The organism is Deinococcus multiflagellatus (assembly GCF_020166415.1).
Taxonomy (GTDB): Bacteria; Deinococcota; Deinococci; order Deinococcales; family Deinococcaceae; genus Deinococcus; species Deinococcus multiflagellatus.
The window spans coordinates 430,758-450,461 of record NZ_JAIQXV010000001.1; the positions used below are offsets into that span (position 1 = coordinate 430,758).

At 68.3% G+C, this 19,704-nt stretch carries 16 protein-coding genes; 12 read left to right on the plus strand and 4 right to left on the minus strand.

What is annotated here, in order from left to right:
- Positions 1 to 30 precede the first annotated feature (30 nt).
- Both K7W41_RS02050 and K7W41_RS02055 read left to right on the plus strand, forming a co-directional pair.
- Positions 31 to 525, plus strand: a complete 495-nt coding sequence (locus K7W41_RS02050) for a MarR family winged helix-turn-helix transcriptional regulator (RefSeq protein ID WP_224604185.1) — start codon at positions 31 to 33, stop codon at positions 523 to 525.
- A 72-nt stretch (positions 526 to 597) separates the two neighbouring features.
- Entirely contained in the window at positions 598 to 2,241 is a 1,644-nt protein-coding gene (locus tag K7W41_RS02055; RefSeq protein ID WP_224604188.1) for a VOC family protein, read from the plus strand.
- Positions 2,242 to 2,514: 273 nt separating this feature from the next.
- Here K7W41_RS02055 and K7W41_RS02060 read toward each other — a convergent pair whose 3' ends face one another.
- From K7W41_RS02060 to lepB, 3 genes are all read right to left on the minus strand, one after another.
- Complete coding sequence (locus K7W41_RS02060) at positions 2,515 to 3,228, minus strand: DUF2259 domain-containing protein (protein ID WP_224604190.1); 714 nt, start codon at positions 3,226 to 3,228, stop codon at positions 2,515 to 2,517.
- Complete coding sequence (locus tag K7W41_RS02065; protein ID WP_224604192.1) at positions 3,225 to 3,734, minus strand: hypothetical protein; 510 nt, start codon at positions 3,732 to 3,734, stop codon at positions 3,225 to 3,227. Before K7W41_RS02065 ends, K7W41_RS02060 begins: the two co-directional genes overlap by 4 nt.
- 69 nt (positions 3,735 to 3,803) lie before the next feature.
- On the minus strand, positions 3,804 to 4,376 hold the full coding sequence (lepB, locus tag K7W41_RS02070) for a signal peptidase I (RefSeq protein WP_224604194.1): 573 nt from the start codon (positions 4,374 to 4,376) through the stop codon (positions 3,804 to 3,806).
- A 246-nt stretch (positions 4,377 to 4,622) separates the two neighbouring features.
- Between lepB and K7W41_RS02075 the strand changes: the two genes are divergently transcribed.
- The 9 genes from K7W41_RS02075 (at position 4,623) to galK (ending at position 15,421) form a co-directional block, all read left to right on the plus strand.
- On the plus strand, positions 4,623 to 4,961 hold the full coding sequence (locus K7W41_RS02075; protein WP_221090400.1) for an FKBP-type peptidyl-prolyl cis-trans isomerase: 339 nt from the start codon (positions 4,623 to 4,625) through the stop codon (positions 4,959 to 4,961).
- Positions 4,962 to 5,486: 525 nt separating this feature from the next.
- The gene (locus tag K7W41_RS02080; protein ID WP_224604195.1) at positions 5,487 to 6,245 is read left to right on the plus strand and encodes a DeoR/GlpR family DNA-binding transcription regulator; all 759 of its coding nucleotides are present in this window, start codon (positions 5,487 to 5,489) and stop codon (positions 6,243 to 6,245) included.
- 59 nt (positions 6,246 to 6,304) lie between these two features.
- On the plus strand, positions 6,305 to 7,615 hold the full coding sequence (locus K7W41_RS02085) for an extracellular solute-binding protein (protein ID WP_224604196.1): 1,311 nt from the start codon (positions 6,305 to 6,307) through the stop codon (positions 7,613 to 7,615).
- A gap of 231 nt (positions 7,616 to 7,846) precedes the next feature.
- Positions 7,847 to 8,710, plus strand: coding sequence for a carbohydrate ABC transporter permease (locus K7W41_RS02090; protein ID WP_224604197.1), 864 nt, complete (start codon positions 7,847 to 7,849; stop codon positions 8,708 to 8,710).
- Positions 8,707 to 9,558 carry a carbohydrate ABC transporter permease gene (locus K7W41_RS02095; protein ID WP_224604198.1) on the plus strand — a complete coding sequence of 284 codons (852 nt, stop codon included), beginning with the start codon at positions 8,707 to 8,709 and terminating at the stop codon, positions 9,556 to 9,558. The genes K7W41_RS02090 and K7W41_RS02095 overlap by 4 nt, the downstream gene beginning before the upstream one ends.
- Before the next feature lie 201 nt (positions 9,559 to 9,759).
- The gene (locus tag K7W41_RS02100; RefSeq protein WP_224604199.1) at positions 9,760 to 11,787 is read left to right on the plus strand and encodes a beta-galactosidase; all 2,028 of its coding nucleotides are present in this window, start codon (positions 9,760 to 9,762) and stop codon (positions 11,785 to 11,787) included.
- On the plus strand, positions 11,780 to 13,267 hold the full coding sequence (locus K7W41_RS02105) for a glycoside hydrolase family 36 protein (RefSeq protein ID WP_224604200.1): 1,488 nt from the start codon (positions 11,780 to 11,782) through the stop codon (positions 13,265 to 13,267). The genes K7W41_RS02100 and K7W41_RS02105 overlap by 8 nt, the downstream gene beginning before the upstream one ends.
- Positions 13,260 to 14,381, plus strand: a complete 1,122-nt coding sequence (galT, locus tag K7W41_RS02110; protein ID WP_224604560.1) for a galactose-1-phosphate uridylyltransferase — start codon at positions 13,260 to 13,262, stop codon at positions 14,379 to 14,381. The genes K7W41_RS02105 and galT overlap by 8 nt, the downstream gene beginning before the upstream one ends.
- Positions 14,378 to 15,421, plus strand: a complete 1,044-nt coding sequence (gene galK / locus K7W41_RS02115; protein ID WP_224604201.1) for a galactokinase — start codon at positions 14,378 to 14,380, stop codon at positions 15,419 to 15,421. Before galT ends, galK begins: the two co-directional genes overlap by 4 nt.
- 54 nt (positions 15,422 to 15,475) lie before the next feature.
- Here the strand turns inward: galK and K7W41_RS02120 are convergent, their stop codons facing one another.
- Entirely contained in the window at positions 15,476 to 15,676 is a 201-nt protein-coding gene (locus K7W41_RS02120) for a hypothetical protein (protein ID WP_224604202.1), read from the minus strand.
- Between the two features lie 269 nt (positions 15,677 to 15,945).
- Between K7W41_RS02120 and pulA the strand changes: the two genes are divergently transcribed.
- Positions 15,946 to 19,653 carry a pullulanase-type alpha-1,6-glucosidase gene (gene pulA / locus K7W41_RS02125; RefSeq protein WP_224604203.1) on the plus strand — a complete coding sequence of 1,236 codons (3,708 nt, stop codon included), beginning with the start codon at positions 15,946 to 15,948 and terminating at the stop codon, positions 19,651 to 19,653.
- The last annotated feature ends 51 nt before the right edge of the window (positions 19,654 to 19,704 follow it).

Sequence of the window (19,704 nt, forward strand, 5' to 3'; positions counted from 1 at the left end):
TCATGAAGACCCACCCGGAGCATAGGCCCCATGCCCAACCGTTACGCTGGCTCTCCCGATGACCGCGCGGCGCTCGACGCGTACGTGAAGCTGTGGCGCGCGGCCCACGCGGTGGAGGTCAGCGCCAACCGGCACCTGGCCGAATACGGCCTGACCATCAGCCAGTTTGGGGTGATTGAGGCCGTGTACCACCTGGGGCCCCTGAGCCAGCGGCAACTGGCCGAGAAAATCCTGCGCTCCAGCGGCAACCTGACCATGGTGATTGACAATCTGGAGCGCGACGGGCTGGTGCGGCGTGACCGCGACCCCCACGACCGCCGCATCATGCGCGTGTCGCTGACCCCGGCCGGCCAGAAGCTCATTGAGCGTATCCTGCCGCGCCACGTGCAGGGCATTCGGGATGTGTTCAGCGTCCTGACGCCAGAGGAAACCGCCCAGCTGAGCCGCCTGACGCGCAAATTGGGCCGCGCGCTGCAGGCCCAGGGCGATGAAGTGGCCGGGGCCGAACGGACGGGGCGGCGGTAGGGAGGCGCGAATGACCCGCGCCCCTTCTCTGTCTCTCACCCAGAATCGCTTAACATTAAGTAATATGGCCGCATGACCACACCGCCCGGCACCACCCCTGTTCAGGGCCTGCACCACGTCACCATCATGGCCAGCGATCCGCAGCGCAACGTGGATTTCTACACGGGGGTGCTGGGGCAGCGGCTGGTGAAGGTCACGGTGAATTTCGACGATCCCGGCACCTATCACCTGTACTACGGCGACCAGACCGGGCAACCCGGCACGGTCATGACCCATTTTCCCTGGCCGGGCGCCCGCCGGGGCACGCGCGGCAGCGGCGAGGTGGTGGCGGTGGCCTACAGCGCGCCCCTGGCTTCCCGCGCCTACTGGGCAGAGCGGCTGCACAGCGCGGGCTTTCCCGCCACGCTGCAGCGGCGCTTTGGGCAGGAGGTGCTGGTCTTCGAGGACCCCGACGGCACGACCACCGAACTGGTCTTTGAGGACGGCGCCGCCGTTGAGCCCTGGCCCGCCTCGCCGGTGCCCGCCGAACACGCCCTGCGCGGCTTTCACAGCGTGACGGCCTGGGTGCGGGACGTGGCCCCGGTGCGCGCGCTGCTGGCCGGGCAACTGGGCTTCACCGAGCACGGCACCGAGGCCGACCCCGCCACCGCTTCGCCCCGCACCCGCTTTCAGGGCAGTGGCGCGGGCGTGGGCCTGTACGTGGACATGGTGGAGCGCCCGGGGCTGGCACGCGGGCACTTTGGCGCGGGCAGCGTGCACCATGTGGCCCTGCGCACGCGGGACGACGCCGAACAGGCCGCGTACCTCTCGGCGCTGGACGCCGCTGGCTACCGGCCCACGCCCGTGCAGGACCGGCAGTATTTCCATTCCATCTATTTCCGCGAACCGAACGGCGTGCTGTTCGAGATTGCCACCGACGCCCCGGGCTTTCCCAGCGATGAGCCGGTGGCCGAACTGGGCCGCCACCTGAAACTGCCGGCGTGGTACGAGGCGCAGCGCCCGCAGATTGAAGCCCATCTGCCCCAGCTGCGCAGCCCCGAATACGGCGTGACGCTGGGCACCCGGCCCCTGGGCGGCGCGGCACCTGCCCCGGCCGAGGCCCCCGGCGTGAACGTGCTGACCGCCGGCCGCCCCCTGGGCGAGGCCCGCGTGGCGGCGGTGCTGCTGCATGGCCGGGGCGGCGCGGCGCAGGACATCCTGAGCCTGGAGCGCGAATTCAACCTCAGCGCCTTTGCGTATCTGGCCCCGCAGGCGCCGGGGAACACGTGGTATCCGCACTCCTTCCTGGCCCCGGTGGAGCAGAACCAGCCGCAGCTGGACGAGGCCCTGGCGACGGTGGACGCGGTTTTTGCCCACCTCGCCGAGCACGGTATTCCCGCCGATCGCGTGGTGCTGGCGGGCTTTAGCCAGGGGGCCTGTCTGGCGCTGGAATACGCCAGCCGCGCGGCCCAGCGTCCCGGCGCCGTGGTGGCCTTCAGCGGCGGCCTGATCACCCTGGACCGCACGGGCGACCTGGGGGGCCTGCCGGTGTTTATGGGCGTGGACCCCCACGACAGCCACATTCCACTGGGGCGCTTTACCGACACCGCCGAGCACCTGCGCGCACGCGGCGCCGCCGTGGACGCCCGCGTGCTGCCGGGCCTGGGCCACAGCATCAACCGCGAAGAGCTGGACGCCGCGCGGGCGCTGCTGGGACAGGTGGCAGGAACGCTGTAAGGCTGGGCGGCACAGGCACCGTAAAACTGTTGATCCGCATACAAGGGCCCCACACCTGGGGCCCTCTGCCATGTTGCAAGCGGGTGGGGCCGCCGCCCCTTCTACCGGCTTTACCCGTCTTCCAAAACGTTGCGCCAGGTGTGCAGGAATCTTCCTCAGCAGAGAAACCTGCAGAACCAGGGACCGATATCCGGTCCTTGGACTTGAAAGGAACAGAAGGTGGGGGCCAGTCAGGGTAGGACTTGATGGTCCAGAAATGAACCGCAGTTCGTCTTACCGTAACGTCACCGCCACGAACACCGGCAGGGCGTCGGGGCCTTCAAAGCCCATGGCGTAGGCGCGTACGGTCAGCAGGGCGCGGTTCCCCTGCACATCTACCCGCTCCAGGCTGTAGCGCGAGGCGCAGCGGCCCCCGGCGGCCAGCTCGCGCCGCACGAGTTGCCCATTCACCCGCAGCTCGAAGCCGGCGGGGCGTTCGCCCGGCAGCAGCAGATCGGGCTCGGCGCAAGCCGAGGCTGGCAGCGGCACCACCTTCAGGCTGACCGGCACCGCGCGGCTCCAGAGGCGCACCGGGGTCACCTGCGCGGCCCCGGGGCGCACCCCGTCTTCCCAGCGCGGGTACGGCGTGGGATACGCGCGCTGATAGCGGGGCACACTGGGCACCCGGCCCAGCAGCCCCAGCCGGCCCAGCAGGCTCTGACTGGACGACAGCAAGGTCTGGCGCGCCTGGGCGGCGGTGGCGTTTTTGTCCTCCACGGTGCGGCTGCCCAGCACCGCCCCGCTGCCCGTGGACAGCACCGTGAGGGCCGCGTAGCCAAACCCGCTGCCATCGCGCTCGCCACTCACCACGGCCAGCACCCGCTCGGCGCCCGCCGAGAAGCGCACGTCGGTGACGGGCAGGCGTTCGTTGGCCTGCGCCCCAGACGCCAGCAAGGCCAGGGCCAGAAGCCCGGCGCGCAGGCCGCCCGCTGCCGGCACCCGTCTCATCGCTTGAAGCGCACGCTGGCCAGCACCTTGCTGAACAGCGCGCTGGCCTGGGCAAAGCGGGCGGGCGTATCGGTCATCTGGAACGAATACAGGTTCTTGGCCCCCACGCCGTACCACACCCGCATGGTGAGTTGCCCCTTGGGGTGGGTCACGGCGTACTGGCGCTCCACACCGCTCACGCCGCCGTAGCTGACCGCGCGGCTGCTGGTCTGCTTGGGGGTGGCGCCGGTGCCCTTGATCCCCGCCTCGAACTTCTGGAACTCGCCCGCCGGGGTGGGCGACGTGCCGTTCCTGGGCGTGAACAGCAGGCGGATCATGGTGGCGGGCGGCGCCTTGGCCGACACCAGGCTTACGCCGCTGGTGCCGTCCTGAAAGTCGGCGCCCAGCCAGCCTTTGGGCAGGCTGACGGTAAAGGGCAGTTGGGGATCGCTGAACGGCACCAGGGTCTGGGCCTGGGCCAGGGGCGAGAGGAGTGTGGCAAGACCAAGCGCGGCAACAACCTTCATGGGGCGCACCGTAGCAGGCCAAGGTGAGTGCTGACCCCAGGGCAGATGGGCACGATCACCGCTCAGCCGTCAGCGGTTCATCAGCCCCGGGTGGGGCCACAGGCGCAGGTTGGCTGGCCCAGCCACGTCCCGCAGGGCCACGAAGCCGTAGGCGCGGCTGTCCAGGCTTTCGCCCAGGCGGCGGTTGTCGCCCAGCACCCACACCTTGCCCGGGGGCACGCGCTGGGCGGCCTGATCTTGCACGAAACCTTCGCTGGCGTAGCTTTCGGCCAGCACCTTGCCATTCACCACCACGCGGCCGTCCTGAACAGCCACGGTGTCGCCGGGCAGGCCCACCACCCGCTTGATGTTGTACGGGCGGTGACGCAGGCCGTACACCGTTTCATAGGCGTAACCGCTGTCCTGCGGCGCCTTGAACACCAGCAGGTCGCCCCGGTGGGGATAGCTGCGCCACAGGCCAGCGGCATGCAGCCAGCGCGGATATTTCAGCAGCAGCAGGGCGTCGCCGCTGTGCAGGGTGGGCTGCATGGAATCGCCGCGCACCCGCGCCAGCGTGAACCCGAAGGTGGTGAGCAGGTAGACAGGCAAAAGGCCCCCCAGCACCCATGCCCGCCAGCCAGAAGAGGAGGAACGGTCGGCCACGACCGCCCAGGGTAGCGCCTCTGGTGGGGGCCGGGCAGACAGGCGCAGTTGTCTAGCCACCGGGGCGAGCGAACGGACGGCCCAGCCCCAGCGCCTCCTGGCAGGTTCCCAACGTGGCAGCGGGCCTTGTGCTGCCTTGCCCGGACCTGCCAAGGCCGGCGCCTCAGGCCCGAACTGGCTTCATGGTCACTTCAGAGTGAACCGGCGACGTGACGGCGCCCCAGCTCAGCCGTTACCCTGTCGCGCATGACCGCTGACGCAGGTGGACTGAAAGTCGAGAAATACCATGAGGGCCACGGCGCCCCCGCCCAGACCGGCAAGATGGTGCGGGTGCACTACACCGGCACGCTGGAAAACGGCCAGAAGTTCGACAGCAGCCGCGACCGGGGCGAACCGATTGAGTTCCCGCTGGGCGTGGGCTACGTGATTCAGGGCTGGGACCAGGGCATTGCGCAGCTGCGCGTGGGCGACAAGGCCAAACTGACCATTCCTGCCCACCTGGGCTACGGCGCAGCGGGCGTACCCGGCGTGATTCCCGGCGGCGCCACGCTGATCTTTGACGTGGAACTGGTGGACGTGCGCTAAGCCCCAGTTCTCAACCGCGCCGGAAAGCCCAGCCGCTTTCCGGCGCTTTTCGTGTGTTGGCAGGCTGGTGGGATCAGCGGGCCCGATCAGCGGCACACCGGCAGCACGACAGGTCCGATGTTTTCCCAGCTGAAGCAAGCATGCCTGGGAATCTGAAGAGCGGGAGGCGGAAGCCCTCTGCTCTGATGACCATTGAGGGGCAGTGCATCACAGCAGGCCCCACGCCGCGATGGAAGGCACATGCAACCTGCACGGTCAGGCCACCAGCCTGCACCTCCCCTTGGCTTCACGACGATCAACGCCGCCCAATCTCTCCGCGTCCAGAGGAAAAAACCCGGCCCCGCCGACCAGCCCTCCTCCCGTTGGGCACGCTTCCAAACACGGCGCAAGGGCGGCCCTGGGCCTTCTCGCAGCCCCAGCACGCCACGCCCACGCTCCCCTCCTCTCCATACCCAGGGCTTGACGGTGAAAAACTTTTCAACATAAGATTCGTAAGTAACGAAACTCACTTCTTTGGGGGCCTCCTTGATCGAATCGCGCAGAAGCGAGATTCTCTCGCTTGTTCATCGCCACGGCGAATTGCCCGTTGCGGAACTTTCGAAACTGCTGGGCGTTTCGGAAGTCACGGTGCGCAGCGACCTGAAAGCCCTGGCCGAAGCGGGGCAGGTGCGCCGCACCCGGGGCAGCGTGCGCCCGCCACTGGAACTGCGCCGCGAGTCGCCACTCGAACAGACGCGGCACGAGCACAGCGCCGCCAAACGCCGCATCGGCCGCGCGGCGGCGGCCCTGGTGCGCGACGGTGAAACGGTCTTTCTGGATGTGGGCAGCACCACCACCGAGGTCGCCCGCGCCCTGTCGCCCACGCTGCAGGGGGTCACCGTGGTCACCAACGGCCTGAACATCGCCCTGGAACTGGAACGCCTCAGCGGCGTGCGGGTGATCGTCACGGGCGGCACGCTGCGCCCGCTGCAGCACTCGCTGGTCAGCCCCTACGCGCTGGACGTCCTGAAACACATTCACGCCGACCGCCTGTTTCTGGGCTGCAACGGCGTGCACCCCGAACACGGCGTCACCAACGCCAACCACGAGGAAGCCGAGGTCAAACGCCTGATGGTGGCCCAGGCCCGGGAGGTGGTGGTGGTGGCCGACCACAGCAAGCTGGGGCAGGTGAGCCGCGCGCACATTGCACCTATTGGCGGCGTCTCGGCGCTGATCACCAACCGCCGGGGCCCCGAACCCCCCCCGGGCCTGGGCGGCGCGGTGCGCGAGTTGCACCTCGTCTGAGCCCCCTGACCCAAGCCCCCCAAACCCCCGCACCCCTTCTCTTCCCACCCGGAGGACCTATGAACAAAGTGCTGATGACCGCCCTGACTGCCCTGCTGGCTGGCTCTGCCCTGGCCGCCGATCCAGCCTTTCCCAAGGCGCCCAGCGGCAAGGTGACGCTGGAAGTCTGGTCCTGGGTGCCCGGCCTGGACAAGACCGTGCAGGCCTTTGAAAAGGCGTACCCGAACATTGACGTGAAGGTGACCAACCTGGGCGGCGGCCCGCAGACCTACACCAAGCTGCTGACCACCCTGAAGGCCGGCACCGGCGCGCCGGACGTGGCGCAGATTGAGTACGGCTTTCTGCCCGCCTTCGTGGACACGGGCGGCCTGACCGACCTGAGCACCCTGGGCGCGAACAATTACAGGAAATACTTTGTGCCCTGGACCTGGGGACAGGTGAGCCCCGACGGCAAGGCGGTGTTCGCCATTCCGCAGGACACCGGCCCCTTTGCGATGGTCTACAACGACGCCGGGCTGAAAAAGTACGGCGTGAGCGTGCCCCGCACCTGGGCCGAGTACGAAAAAGCCGCCGCCACGGTGTACACCAAGAGCGGCGGGCAGGTGAAGCTGGGCAACTTCTACGCCACCTATGCCCCGTGGTTCATGGCGCTGGCCTGGGCCGACGGCGCGCAGTTCTTCAAGCGCGACGGCGACCGCTGGGTGCAGACCCTGAACAACCCCACCGCCAAGAAGGTCCTGAACTACTGGTACGGCATGATCAAGAAGGGCCACGTTGGCACCCTGAACGCCTTTACCAGTGACTACTGGAACGCCGTGGGCGCCGGCAAGGTCCTGAGCAACATGGAAGCGGCCTGGGGGCCGGGCGGCTACGCAGGCAGCCTGAAAGACAAGACCGCCGGGCAGTGGCGCGCGGCCAACCTGCCGCAGTGGACCGCCGGGAGCACCGTGCGCTCTGGCAACTGGGGCGGCAGCTCGAACGTGGTCACCGCCCAGAGCAAGAACAAGGAAGCCGCCATGCTCTTTAGCCTGTGGCTGAACCTGTCGCAGAGCGCCATTTCCAACAACTGGGTCAACGGCGGTCTCTTCCCCGCCAGCGACGCCGGGCTGGACTTCGCCGTGCTGAAAGACAAGACCAAGAACCCTAGCAAGTTCTTCGGCGGCCAGGACATCAGCGCGGTATACGCCCGCGCCAGCCGGGGCGTGAACGTGAACTTCCAGTGGGCGCCGTGGTTCCCCTTCGCCAACGACAACTTCAACAAGCAGATGGACCTGATGCTCAAGGGCCGCCTGACCCCCGACCAGGCGCTGGACGCGTGGCAGCGCGAAACGCTGGCCGAGGCCAAGAAACAGGGCTACGACGTGCGCTGAGCGCCAGACCCGGGGGGCGCAGGACGCGCGCAACAGTCCTGCGCCCCCCGCCTTGAGAGAAGGTGCCTATGACTCACGCTGCCCCCCCGGGGACCCTATGAACCAGATGCTGCCTGTTTCATGGACACCTCGGAACCGAACCGGGGTGTTCATGCCCCGCCTGAAATCCGCTTCTCCTGCTGGCTTCGGCTGGCCTGAACCGCTGTTGCCCGCAAGAGGACCCGAGACCCTATGAAACCGCCGCGCGCTGTACCGTGGCTGTTTCTGAGCCCATTTCTGGTGCTGTTTGCCGCCTTTTACGTGGCCCCGGTGCTGTACGCCGGATACCTGAGCCTGTTCATTAAAAAGCGCGCAGGTTTTGGCCCCGCCAAAGAAGTGTTTGGTGGCCTGACCAACTACGTGCGGGCCTTTCAGGACAGTGATTTCCTGGCCAGCCTGCTGAACATCCTGAAATTTGCGGCCGTGCAGATTCCGCTGATGATTGTGCTCGCCACCGCGCTGGCCCTGGCGCTGGACGCCAGCCGGGGGCGCCTGCAGGGCTTTTTCCGCACCGCCTTTTACCTGCCCTACACCATTCCCAGCGTCATTGCGGGCCTCTTGTGGGGCTACCTGTATTCCAAGAACCTCTCGCCGTTCAACCAGATCACCGGGCGTTCGTTCGACTTTCTGGGCAGCGATGTGGTGCTCTGGAGCATTGCCAACATCGTCACCTGGACCTGGACCGGCTACAACATGATCACCCTGTACGCCGCGCTGCAGAACATCCCCAGCGACCTGTACGAGGCCGCGCGCATTGACGGCGCCGACGGCTGGAACCTCACGCGCTTTATCAAGCTGCCGCTGCTCAAACCCAGCCTGCTGCTGGTGCTGATCTTTTCGATCATTGGCACCATGCAGATTTTCAGCGAGCCGTTCGTGATCCGGCCGCTGGGCTACGTGCCGGACAACATCACGCCGAACACCTACCTGTATCTGGTCGCCACGCGCGACGGCAACTTCAGCTACGCGGCCACGCTGGCGATTCTGCTGGCCCTGTTCACCCTGCTGCTGAGCGCCGTCTTTCTGCGCTTTACCCGCCGGGGAGGTGACCTGTGAGCGCCCGCGCCCGCTTCACGCCGCTGCAACTGCTGGCCCTCACGCTGTTCGCGGTGTACGCCCTGCTGCCGCTGTGGTGGGTCATTGTGACCATGTTCAAGGACAACGGGCAGCTGTTTTCCACCTTTGGGCTGTGGTTTGCCAGCCCCAGCCACCTCGCCGAGAATATGCAGACCCTCCTCACGCGCCAGGACGGGATTTTCCGGCGCTGGCTGCTGAACTCGTTCGTGTATGCCGGGGCCACGGCGCTGGGCAGCGTACTGGTCAGCGCCCTGGCCGGCTACGCCTTTTCGGCCTACACCTTCCGGGGCAAGAACGCGCTGTTTGCGCTGATTCTGGTGACCATCATGGTGCCGGGCACCGCGCTGGTGCTGCCCCTGTTTCTGATGATGCAGAAGCTGGGCCTGCTGAACACCTACTGGGCAGTGATTCTGCCGGGGCTGGTCAATCCGTTTGGCCTGTACCTGATGCGGCTGTTCTGGGACGCCGGGTTTCCCAAGGAACTGATGGAAGCCGCGCGCATTGACGGCGCGGGCGAATGGACCATCTTCCAGCGCCTGGGCCTGCCGCTGGTACAGGGCGGCCTGGTGACGGTGGGTCTGTTTTCGTTCGTGGGCGCCTGGAACAACTTCTTCCTGCCGCTGGTGGCGGTCAGCCGCGACGACCTGTTTCCCCTGACCCTGGGCCTGAGCGTGTGGAACCAGACCAGCAGCACCAGCGGCCAGGAACCCATTTACACCGTGATCGTGCTGGGCGCCCTGGTCAGCATCATTCCCCTGGTGGCCGCGTTCCTGACCCTGGGGCGTTACTGGCAGGGCGGGCTGGCGACCGGCGCGGTGAAAGGGTGATGGCTGAGGGGGAATAGTAGATGGTTGAAAGTTGATGGACAAAATCTCAGCCGCCGCATTTCCTGCTGGACACCTTCAGACCTGCCTGACGCGATTCACGATCCTTCACTCTTCCCCCTTCAGGGGGGAGGCTGGGAGGGGGTGAGCGAGGTCAGCCACTCCTGAGCGCCCCTCCCTTCTCACTTTTAAGGACACCCCTGCATGACTGCCCCTGACCTCCCGTCTCACCTGCTGCTTGGCAGTTGTGACTATCCCGAACACGTCCCCCAGGACCGCTGGGCCCCCTACGCCGCGCAGCAGCGGGCCCTGGGCCTGTCGTATGTGCGCCTGGCCGAATTTGCCTGGAGCCGCCTGGAGCCCGCCCCCGGCCACTACGAATGGGCGTGGCTGGATGAAGCGGTCGAGACCTACGCCGCCGCTGGCCTGAAGATTGTCCTGTGCACCCCCACCGCCACCCCGCCCGCGTGGCTGGTGCGCGCCCACCCGGAGATGCTGGCGGTGGACGCCCAGGGCCGCGTGCGCGAATTTGGCTCGCGGCGGCACTACGATTTCGCCTCGCCGGTGTACCGCGAGCACTCGCGGCGCATCACCCGCGCGCTGGCCGAGCGCTACGGCCGGCATCCCGCCGTGACCGGCTGGCAGACCGACAACGAATTCGGCTGCCACGCCACCAGCCGCTCGTATGGCGGCGCCAGTGCCGAGCAGTTTCCAGCGTGGCTGCAGGCCAAGTACGGCACCCTGGACGCCCTGAACGACGCCTGGGGCAACGTGTTCTGGAGCATGGAGTACAGCGACTGGGCGCAGATTAAGCCCCCCATCCTCACCGTGACCGAGCCCAATCCCGCCCATCTGCTGGACTACGCCCGCTTCGCCTCGGGCCTGATTGCCCAGTTCCAGGCCGAGCAGGTGGCCCTGCTGCGCGAGCTGTCGCCGGGCCGTTTCATCACGCACAATTTCATGATCTTCGAGTCCGGCTTCGACCACTACGAGGTGGCGCGCGGCCTGGATTTTGCCAGCTGGGACAACTACCCCACCGGCATGCTGGAATTCTTTGCCCCCCCCGGCGTGAACGAGGCGCTGAAAACCCACTACGCCCGCACCGGGCACCCGGATCTGGTGGGGTTTAACCATGATCTGTACCGGGGGGTTGTGGGAAGTGGGAAGTGGGAAGTGGAAACAGCGCCAGACCACTCACCACTGCCCACTCACCACTCACCGGGCTTCTGGGTCATGGAACAGCAGTGCGGCCCGGTCAACTGGGCGCCCTACAACGCGCAGCCGGCGCCCGGCGCCACGGCGCTGTGGACGGCGCAGGCGTGGGCGCATGGGGCCGACGTGGTGAGCTACTTCCGCTGGCGGGCGGCGACGATGGCGCAGGAGGTCATGCATTCGGGGCTGCTGCGGCACGACGAAACGCCCAGCCCGGGGCACGCGGAGGTGGGGGCGCTGGAGCAGGCGCAGTTTCCACTGGGGCCGGTGCCCGCGCGGGTGGCCCTGCTGCACGACTACGAGAGCCTGTGGCTGTACGACGCCCAGCCGCACACAGCGGGCCTGACGTACTGGGGCCAGACCGTGACCTACTACTCGGCGCTGCGGTCGCTGGGGGTAGATGTGGACGTGGTGCACCCGGACGCCGACCTGAGCGGCTACGCGGTGGTGGTGGCCCCGGCGGTCACACTGGTGAGTGACGAGCGGGCCGGGCACTGGGCGGCGGCGGTTCAAGCGGGCGCGGCGCTGGTCTGCGGGCCGCGCACGGCCTTTCGCACCCCGGGCGGTGGCACCTGGGTCACCGGGCAACCGGGCCCCCTTGCAGAGTTGCTGGGCGCGCGGCTGTCGCTGTACGACTCGCTGCGGCCGGGGCTGACCCAGGGCGTGACGGGACTGGACACCACCTTTGAGGCCCACACCTGGGCAGAAAGTTACCGGCCCACCGGCGCGCAGGTGCTCGCCACCTACGCGGGCGGGCCGCTGGACGGCGAAGCCGCCGTGGTTCGCCACGGCACCGCCACTGTCATTGGCGCGCACAGCGAGGCCCTGATCCGCGCGGTGCTGGCCGAGGTGGTAAGCGAGGCGGGCGTGCCCGTCACCCCGCTGCCCGAGGGCGTGCGCCTTAGCCGCCGGGCGGGGCGGGTGCTGGTGCAGAACTGGAACCCTACGCCTGCCGAGTGGAACGGCCAGACCCTGCTCCCCGTGAGCTTTCAGGTGCTGCCGGAGGCCGACCATGCGTGAATGGACCCTGAACGTGAATCCCGCCGAAGTGCGCGTGCTGGTCAGCGGGTTTCAGTCGTGGAGCGAGGCCGAACTGCGGCCCCTCACGGACACCCAGGCCGTGCCCCTGATGCGCTGGCGCCACGAACAGGGCCACGACCCCGGCTTTCTGCCCAGCGGTCAGGCGGGCGTGTGGCGCAGTCACACCATGCTGGCGCTGGTGCGCCCGGACGGCAGCGGCTGGGTGGGCATGGCCGGGGACGCCACCCAGACCTTCATTCAGTGGGAGGCTCGCGCGCACGGCGACCACATCACCGTCACCTGCGCCCTGGAAGGCCCCGAGGTTCCCCTGCACTGGGAGGACACCCGGGATGTGATCGCCACCCTCGAAGCGCGCGCCGCCGATCTGGGACAGGCCATGCACGCGCGCACGCCTACGCCGCTGCGGGTGTGGTGCTCGTGGTACTCGTACTACCGCGCCGTCACCCTGGAGGCCATGCTGGACAACGCCCGCCGGGCCAGGGCGGCGGGGCTGCCCTTCGACGTGTTTCAGCTGGACGACGGCTTTCAGGCCGACCTGGGCGACTGGACCGAGCCCAGCGCGCACTTCGGCGGCCACGCCCGCGACTTGCCCGCCCCCCTGCAGGCCCTGGGCTACACCCCGGGCCTGTGGCTGGCGCCGTTTCTGGCCTCGCCCACCTCGCGCCTGTTTGCTGAGCACCCGGACTGGATGCTGCGCGGCGAAGGCGGCCAGCCGCTGCCGGTGGGCCACAACTGGGGCGGGCCGTACTTTGCGCTGGACACCACCCACCCCGAGGTACTGGCGTGGCTGCGCGAATTGGCAGCCACCGCGCGCGGCTGGGGCTACACCTACCTGAAGCTGGATTTCCTGTACGGCGCGGCGCTGCCCGGCGTGCGGCACGACCCCGAGGTGGGGCGCGCGCAGGCCTACCGCATGGGCCTGCAGGCCCTGCGCGACGGCGCCGGCCCGGACGCCTTCCTGCTGGGCTGCGGCGCCCCGCTGGCCCAGAGCATTGGCCTGGTGGACGCCATGCGCACCGGCCCGGACGTGGCGCCCTTCTGGGATGAGGAGTCGCGCCGCGTGTGGCTGGGCGACGCCACCGGCCCCAGCGCCCGCAACGCGCTGCACACGGCGCTGTCGCGCTGGTACCAGCACCCCTGGTATCAGCCCGACCCGGACGTGGCGATCTGCCGCCGCGAACTCAGCCTGCTGGGCCACGACGAGCGGGAGGCCGTGGCCGGGATGCTGGACGTGATAGGCGGCCTGCGCGCCAGCAGCGACCCCATTGAGTTGCTCGACGACGCGGGCCTCGCCCTGCTGCGCCGCTGCCTCACTGTGAGCACGCCGGACCGCCCGATCACGCTTTCTCAGAGTTTTGGTGGGGCCACCACTCATTTTTCGCGCGGCACCTTTAACCTAACCGACACCACGGCGGCGGGGCTGCGCCCACACTCGTACCGTGAAGGCTCACATGGCTGACCCCATTCCGTCCCCCACGGCCCTGTACGCCGCCAATTTCACCAAGCCCGATGGCCGCGCGCTGACGCTCTATGGCCTGCGCCCGGTGAGGGTGACGGGCGCGATTCCCAGCCCCAGCCCGGAGCCGGTGGACGCGCGGCCGGTCCTGCGCTGGCACCCCCTGCGCGGCGAGTGGGTGATGTACGCCGCCCACCGCCTGAACCGCACCTTTCTGCCGCCGCCCGAATACAACCCGCTGGCCCCCACCACCGACCCCGAACACCCCACCGAGTTGCCCACCGGCGAGTACGACATTGCGGTGTTCGACAACCGCTTTCCCAGCCTCAGCCTGGGGGCGCCGGATCCCGAAGGCGGCCCGGCGCAGACCCGCGCGGGGGTGGGCGCGTGCGAGGTCGTGGTGTTCAGCCAGGACGCCCGGGGCCGCCTGGCCGACCTGAGTGAAGCGCAGCTGGACCTGCTGCTCTCGGTGTGGGCCGACCGCACCGCGCGCCTGGGCGCCACCGGGCGCATCCAGAGTGTGCTGTGCTTTGAAAACCGGGGGGTGGAGGTGGGCGTCACCCTGCACCACCCCCACGGGCAGATCTACGCCTACGACCATATTCCGCCCGTGCAGGCGCGCATGCTGGCGCAGGCCGAGGCCTACCACGCCGAGCACGGCCGCCCCTGGCTGGCCGACTTTGTGGCCCAGGAGCGGGAGAGCGGCGAGCGGGTGGTGCTGGACGGCGGCGCGGCCCTGAGCGTGGTGCCGCCCTTTGCGCGCTACTCCTTTGAAACCTGGATTGTGCCGGCCCGGCCGGTGGGCCTGCTGGCCGACCTGACGGCCCCCGAGCGCGCGGCCTTCGCGCGGGTGCTCAAAGACACCCTGCTGCGGCTGGACGGCCTGTTTGGGGTGCGCATGCCGTACCTGCTCACGGTGCATCAGGCGCCGCTGGATGGGCCGCACCCGGCCTTTCCGCTGCACATTGAACTGTACCCGTACCTGCGCGCGCCGGGCCGCATGAAGTATCTGGCCGGCACCGAGCAGGGCGCGGGCGAGTTCGCCAACGACAAGTTTCCCGAAACCGCCGCCGCCGAACTGCGCGCGGTGAACCCCGACGCTGGAGCCGCCCTATGACCACTTTTGAGGCCACCTTTGGCCAACCCCCCGAGCTGAGCGCCCAGGCGCCGGGCCGCGTGAACCTGCTGGGCGAACACACCGATTACCAGGGGGGCTTCGTGCTGCCCACGGCCATTCCGCAGGTCACCACGGTGACCGTGGGGCGCAACGGCACCGCCGAGCACCATGTGTACGCCGCCGATCTGGACCAGCACGCCACGTTCCCAGTGGGTGAAAACGCCCAGGCGCCGTTTGCCCGCTACGTGGCCGGGGCCCTGGCGCTGGGCGGCGCGACTGGCGGGCTGAACGTGCATGTCACGTCCAACGTGCCCATGGGCGCGGGGCTCAGCAGCAGCGCGGCGCTGGAGGTGGCGGTGCTGCGCGCCCTGCGCCTCCTGGGCGACCTGACGGCCGACGACGAACGCATTGCCCTGATCGCCCAGCGCGTGGAACACGACTACGTGGGCGTGCAGTGCGGGATCATGGACCAGATGGCCAGCAGCGTGGCCGACGAACACACCCTGCTGCTGCTGGACACCCGCAGCCTGGAGCGCCGCACCCTGCCGCTGCCGGCCGGCACGCAGGTGCTGGTGCTGGACAGCGGCGTGCCGCGCCAGCTGGCCGAAAGCGGCTACAACGAACGCCGCGCGCAGGTGGAAGAAGCCGCCCGCCTGCTGGGCGTGCCCCAGCTGCGCGACGTGACGGACGTGGCGGCGCTGGACGCCCTGCCCTCACCGCTGCGCGAGCGGGCCCGCCATGTGGTCACCGAAAATGCCCGCGTGCTGGCCGCCGTGGAAGACGGGGTGGACGAGGTGCGCTTTGGCACCCTGATGAACGCCAGCCACGCCAGCCTGCGCGACGACTACGCCGTGAGCCACCCCCGCGTGGACGAACTGGTGGCGGCCCTGCAAGGCCACCCACGCGTGTACGGCGCCCGCATGACCGGCGCAGGTTTTGGCGGCGCGGTGGTGGCGCTGGTGCGCGACGGTCATGCCGGGGCCGTGGCCCAGGCGGTACTGGCCGACTATGGCCCGCAGGGCCGGCAAGTGGTGCCGTAAGCGGTCAGACAGCGGGGCCGGGCGTGCATATGCCCGACCCCGCTTTTTTCTGTTTTAGCCGTCGTTCGTCCGGTCGTTGTCGGGGTCCTTCTGGCGGTTGGGCTCGCCGTGCTCTACCCCAATGTCTTGGGTGCCGGGGCTGTCCTGCCGCACGCCGCTGATGTGGTGCGGCACGTGGCGCAGGCTCTCGGCGTCGCTGTGGCTGTGGTGTTCCTCGGGGCGGGTTGGGCTTTCGTCGCTGTGGCGTCCAGTCATGGGGGCAGGGTAGGCATGGGCGGCAGGGCGCGGGTGTGGAGGGCGTTAAGAGCAGACTGCCCTTTGGCCTTCGGCCATTCCTGGGCGCCTGGTAGGGACACTTTGCCCTCAGCCTCAACGGGTCCGCAGGGGCGGCCCCTCGCCTCTCTTGATTAGTTTTCATAGGCTGACCTGCTCACGGGGCCCCAGGCTCGGGGGCGGCCCCTCGCCTCTCTTGATTAGTTTTCATAGGCTGACCTGCTCTTTGGAACCGCTACAATTCTCTCAACATGAAAAAAATGGCGACCCTGCTAACGGTCGCGCTGGCTGCTCTAGCAGCGGCGCAAAGTGCCTTGCCGGCCAACACCGCGCGCGTGCATTACCAGCGTGCAGATGGCAACTATGCCGGCTGGGGCCTGCATGTGTGGGAGGACACCACGGCCACGGTGGAATGGACCAAACCGCTGACCCAGAGCGGCAAAGACGACTGGGGCGCGTACTACGACATTCCCCTGAAGCCGGGCGCGCAGAAGGTGGGCTTTATCGTCCACAAGGGCGACGACAAGGACCCCGGCGCCGATCTGTGGTTTGACCTGAATAAGGGCCGCGAACTGTTCCTGAAATCTGGGAGTACGAACGTGGCCTACGCCAAGGGCGCGGCGCTAAACGTGGACGCCACAAAACAGCCTGTGGCGCAGGCGGCGCCTGCTACACCCTCTGCGCCCGCCGCTCCGGCCACCACAGCCGCCACTGGAAACACTCCCATTCCCCAGAATGTGCTGCGCGTGCGCTACGTGCGCCCCGACGGCAAGTACGACGGCTGGGGCCTGCATGTGTGGGAAGACACCACCGCCCAGGTGGAATGGGCCAAGCCGCTGGCCCCCACGGGCATGGACGCGGGCGGCGCCTACTGGGACGTGCCGCTGAAAGCTGGCGCCGCGAAGGTGGGCTTTATCGTGCACAAGGGCGACGAGAAGGACCCCGGTGCCGATATGTTCGCCGACCTCTCCAAGGGGCGTGAAGTGACGGTGACCAGTGGCAAGGCCGAGTTCGCCTACGGTGCCCCCGCCGCCCTGAGTGACCCGCCCGTGCCCGCCGGCTTTGCCCGCATCAATTACTTCCGCCCGGACGGCAAGTACGACGGCTGGGGCCTGCACGCCTGGGAAGACACCACGGCGGCGGTGGAGTGGAGCAAGCCGCTGGCCCAGACGGGCACCAACTCGTTTGGCGTGTACTGGGACGTGCCGATGAAAACCGACTGGAAGAAACTGGGCTTTATCGTGCACAAGGGCGACGAGAAAGACCCCGGCCCCGACATGACCCTGACCGCCGACAGGGGCAACCAGGCCTGGGTGGTCAGCGGTAAGCCCGAGGTGTACACCACCCGCCCTGATACCAGCGTGCGCCAGGTGGGCGACCTGATGCGGGCGCAGGCGATCATGCTGTCGCGCGACCTGATTGCTGTGAAGCCGGAACTGGTGCAGCCCGGCGCCTTCCTGACCCTGCATGCGGCGAAGGACGCGGGCCTGAAGCTGACGGCGGCGGGGGTGGACGGCGGCGACAGCCTGACCCTGGAACCCGTGGACGGCGGCCTGAACGCGGCCCTGAAGGCCAAAGCGCCCTATCTGGCCAACTACGCCCTGCTGCGCGTGCGGGCCGAGGACCGCGCCCGCATCCCCGAGGCCCTGCGCGGACAGCTGGCGGTCTCCAGCGTGCTGCCCGACGGCACGGTGCTGGACGCCACCGGCGTGCAGACCGCCTGGGCGCTGGACGATCTGTACACCTACAGCGGCCCGCTGGGCGTGACGTGGCAGGGCAGCGTGCCCACGGTGCGCCTGTGGGCCCCCACCGCGCAGGACGTGAAGCTGCGCCTGAGCACCTCGGGCAATGCGGAAACCACCGTGCCCATGACCCGCGACGCGCAGGGCGTGTGGACCGCCAAGGGGACGGCTGCCTGGAAGGGCGCCCAGTACCGCTATGAGGTCAAGGTCTTTGCGCCCAGTACTGGCAAGATCGAAACGAACCTCGTGACTGACCCCTACTCGGTGGCCCTGACGCGCAACAGCACCCGCAGCGTCATGGTGGACCTGAACGACGCCGCCCAGAAGCCCCAGGGCTGGGACGCGCTGAAAAAGCCCGCGCTGCGCAGCGCGTCGGACCTCAGCTTCTACGAACTGCACCTGCGCGACTTCAGCGCCGCCGATGCCAGCGTGCCGGCGGCCCAGCGCGGCACCTACCTCGCCTTTACCCTGCCCGGCAGTAACGGTAACAAGCACCTGAAAGCCCTGGCCGACGCAGGCCTGAAAGCGGTCCACCTGCTGCCCACCTTCGACATTGCCACCATCAACGAGGACAAGGGGCAGTGGAAGACCCCCGGCGACCTGAGCAGGTTTGCGCCCAACAGCGACGAGCAGCAAAAGGCCGTGAACGCCGTCAAGGACCAGGACGCCTACAACTGGGGCTACGACCCCTACCACTACATGGTCCCTGAAGGCAGCTACGCCGTGAACCCGGACCAGCGCACGCTGGAATACCGCCGCATGGTGGCGGCCCTGAACGGCATGGGCCTGCGCGTGGTGCAGGACGTGGTGTTCAACCACACAGCGTCCAGCGGGCAGGCGGAACGGTCGGTGCTGGACAAGATCGTGCCCGGGTACTACCACCGCCTGAACGTGAATGGCGCGGTAGAAAACTCGACCTGCTGCTCGAACACCGCCACCGAACACGCCATGATGCGCAAACTCATGGTGGACACCCTGGTGCTGATGGCCCGGGCCTACAAGGTGGACGGTTTCCGCTTTGACCTGATGGGCCACCACATGGTGGCCGACCTGCAGGCCGCCCGCGCCGCGCTGGACGCCCTGACCCTGCAAAAAGACGGCGTGGACGGCAAGAGCATCTATCTGTACGGCGAGGGCTGGGACTTTGGCGAGGTGGCCAGCAACGCCCGGGGCAAGAACGCCACGCAGCTCAACCTGTACGGCCTGGGCATTGGCACCTTCAATGACCGCCTGCGCGACGCGGTGCGCGGCGGCAACCCCTTCGGCGGCCTGCAGGAACAGGGCTTTGCCACGGGCGCGTTCGTGCTGCCCAACGGCCTGCCCGTGAATGCCGACAAGGCCAAGGCGCTGGCCCTGGCCGATCTGGTCCGCATTGGCCTGACCGGCAACCTGCGCGACTACCGCTTCACGAACGCGGCGGGACAGACCGTGACGGGCGCCGACCTGAAATACGGCAGTGCCCCGGCCGGCTACGCCGCCAGCCCGCGCGAGGCGATCACCTATGTCAGCGCGCACGACAATCAGACGTTGTACGACGCCGTGCTGCTGAAAGCCCCGGCCAATGCCACCCCGGCGCAGCGCACCCGCATGCAGAACATCGCCAACAGCGTGGTGCTGCTGGGCCAGGGCCTGCCCTTCTCGTACGCGGGCGACGAGATCCTGCGCTCCAAGAGCTTTGACACCGACAGCTACAACAGCGGCGACTGGTTCAACACCCTGGACTACACCCGCGCCAGCAACGGCTTTGGCAAGGGCCTGCCCCCCGCCGAGAAGAACAGTGGCAACTGGGACCTGTACCGCCCGCTGCTGGGCAACGCGGCCCTGAAGCCGGGCTCCGCCGAGATCACCCGCGCCTTTGACCACTACCGCGAGATGCTGCGCGTGCGCTACTCCAGCAGCCTCTTCCGCATGGAAACGGGCGCCCAGGTGCAGCAGGGCCTGACCTTCCTGAACGTGGGCCCGAACCAGACCCCCGGCGTGATCGCCATGAAGCTCAGCGGCGCGGTGAGCCCGACCAACCCCTACCGCAACGTGGTGGTGGTGTTCAACGCCAGCGGCACCAGCGTCACCCTGACGGACGCGGCGCTGGCTGGCCTGAACCTCAGCCTGCACCCGGTGCTAGCGGCCAGCACCGACCCCGTGGTGAAAACCAGCAAGGCCAGCGGCACCAGCGTCACCGTGCCGGCCCTGACCACGGCGGTATTTGTGGGCAAGTAAGCCGGAGTCGAAGGGGGCGGCCTCTCCAGACAGAGGCCACCCTTCATCTGT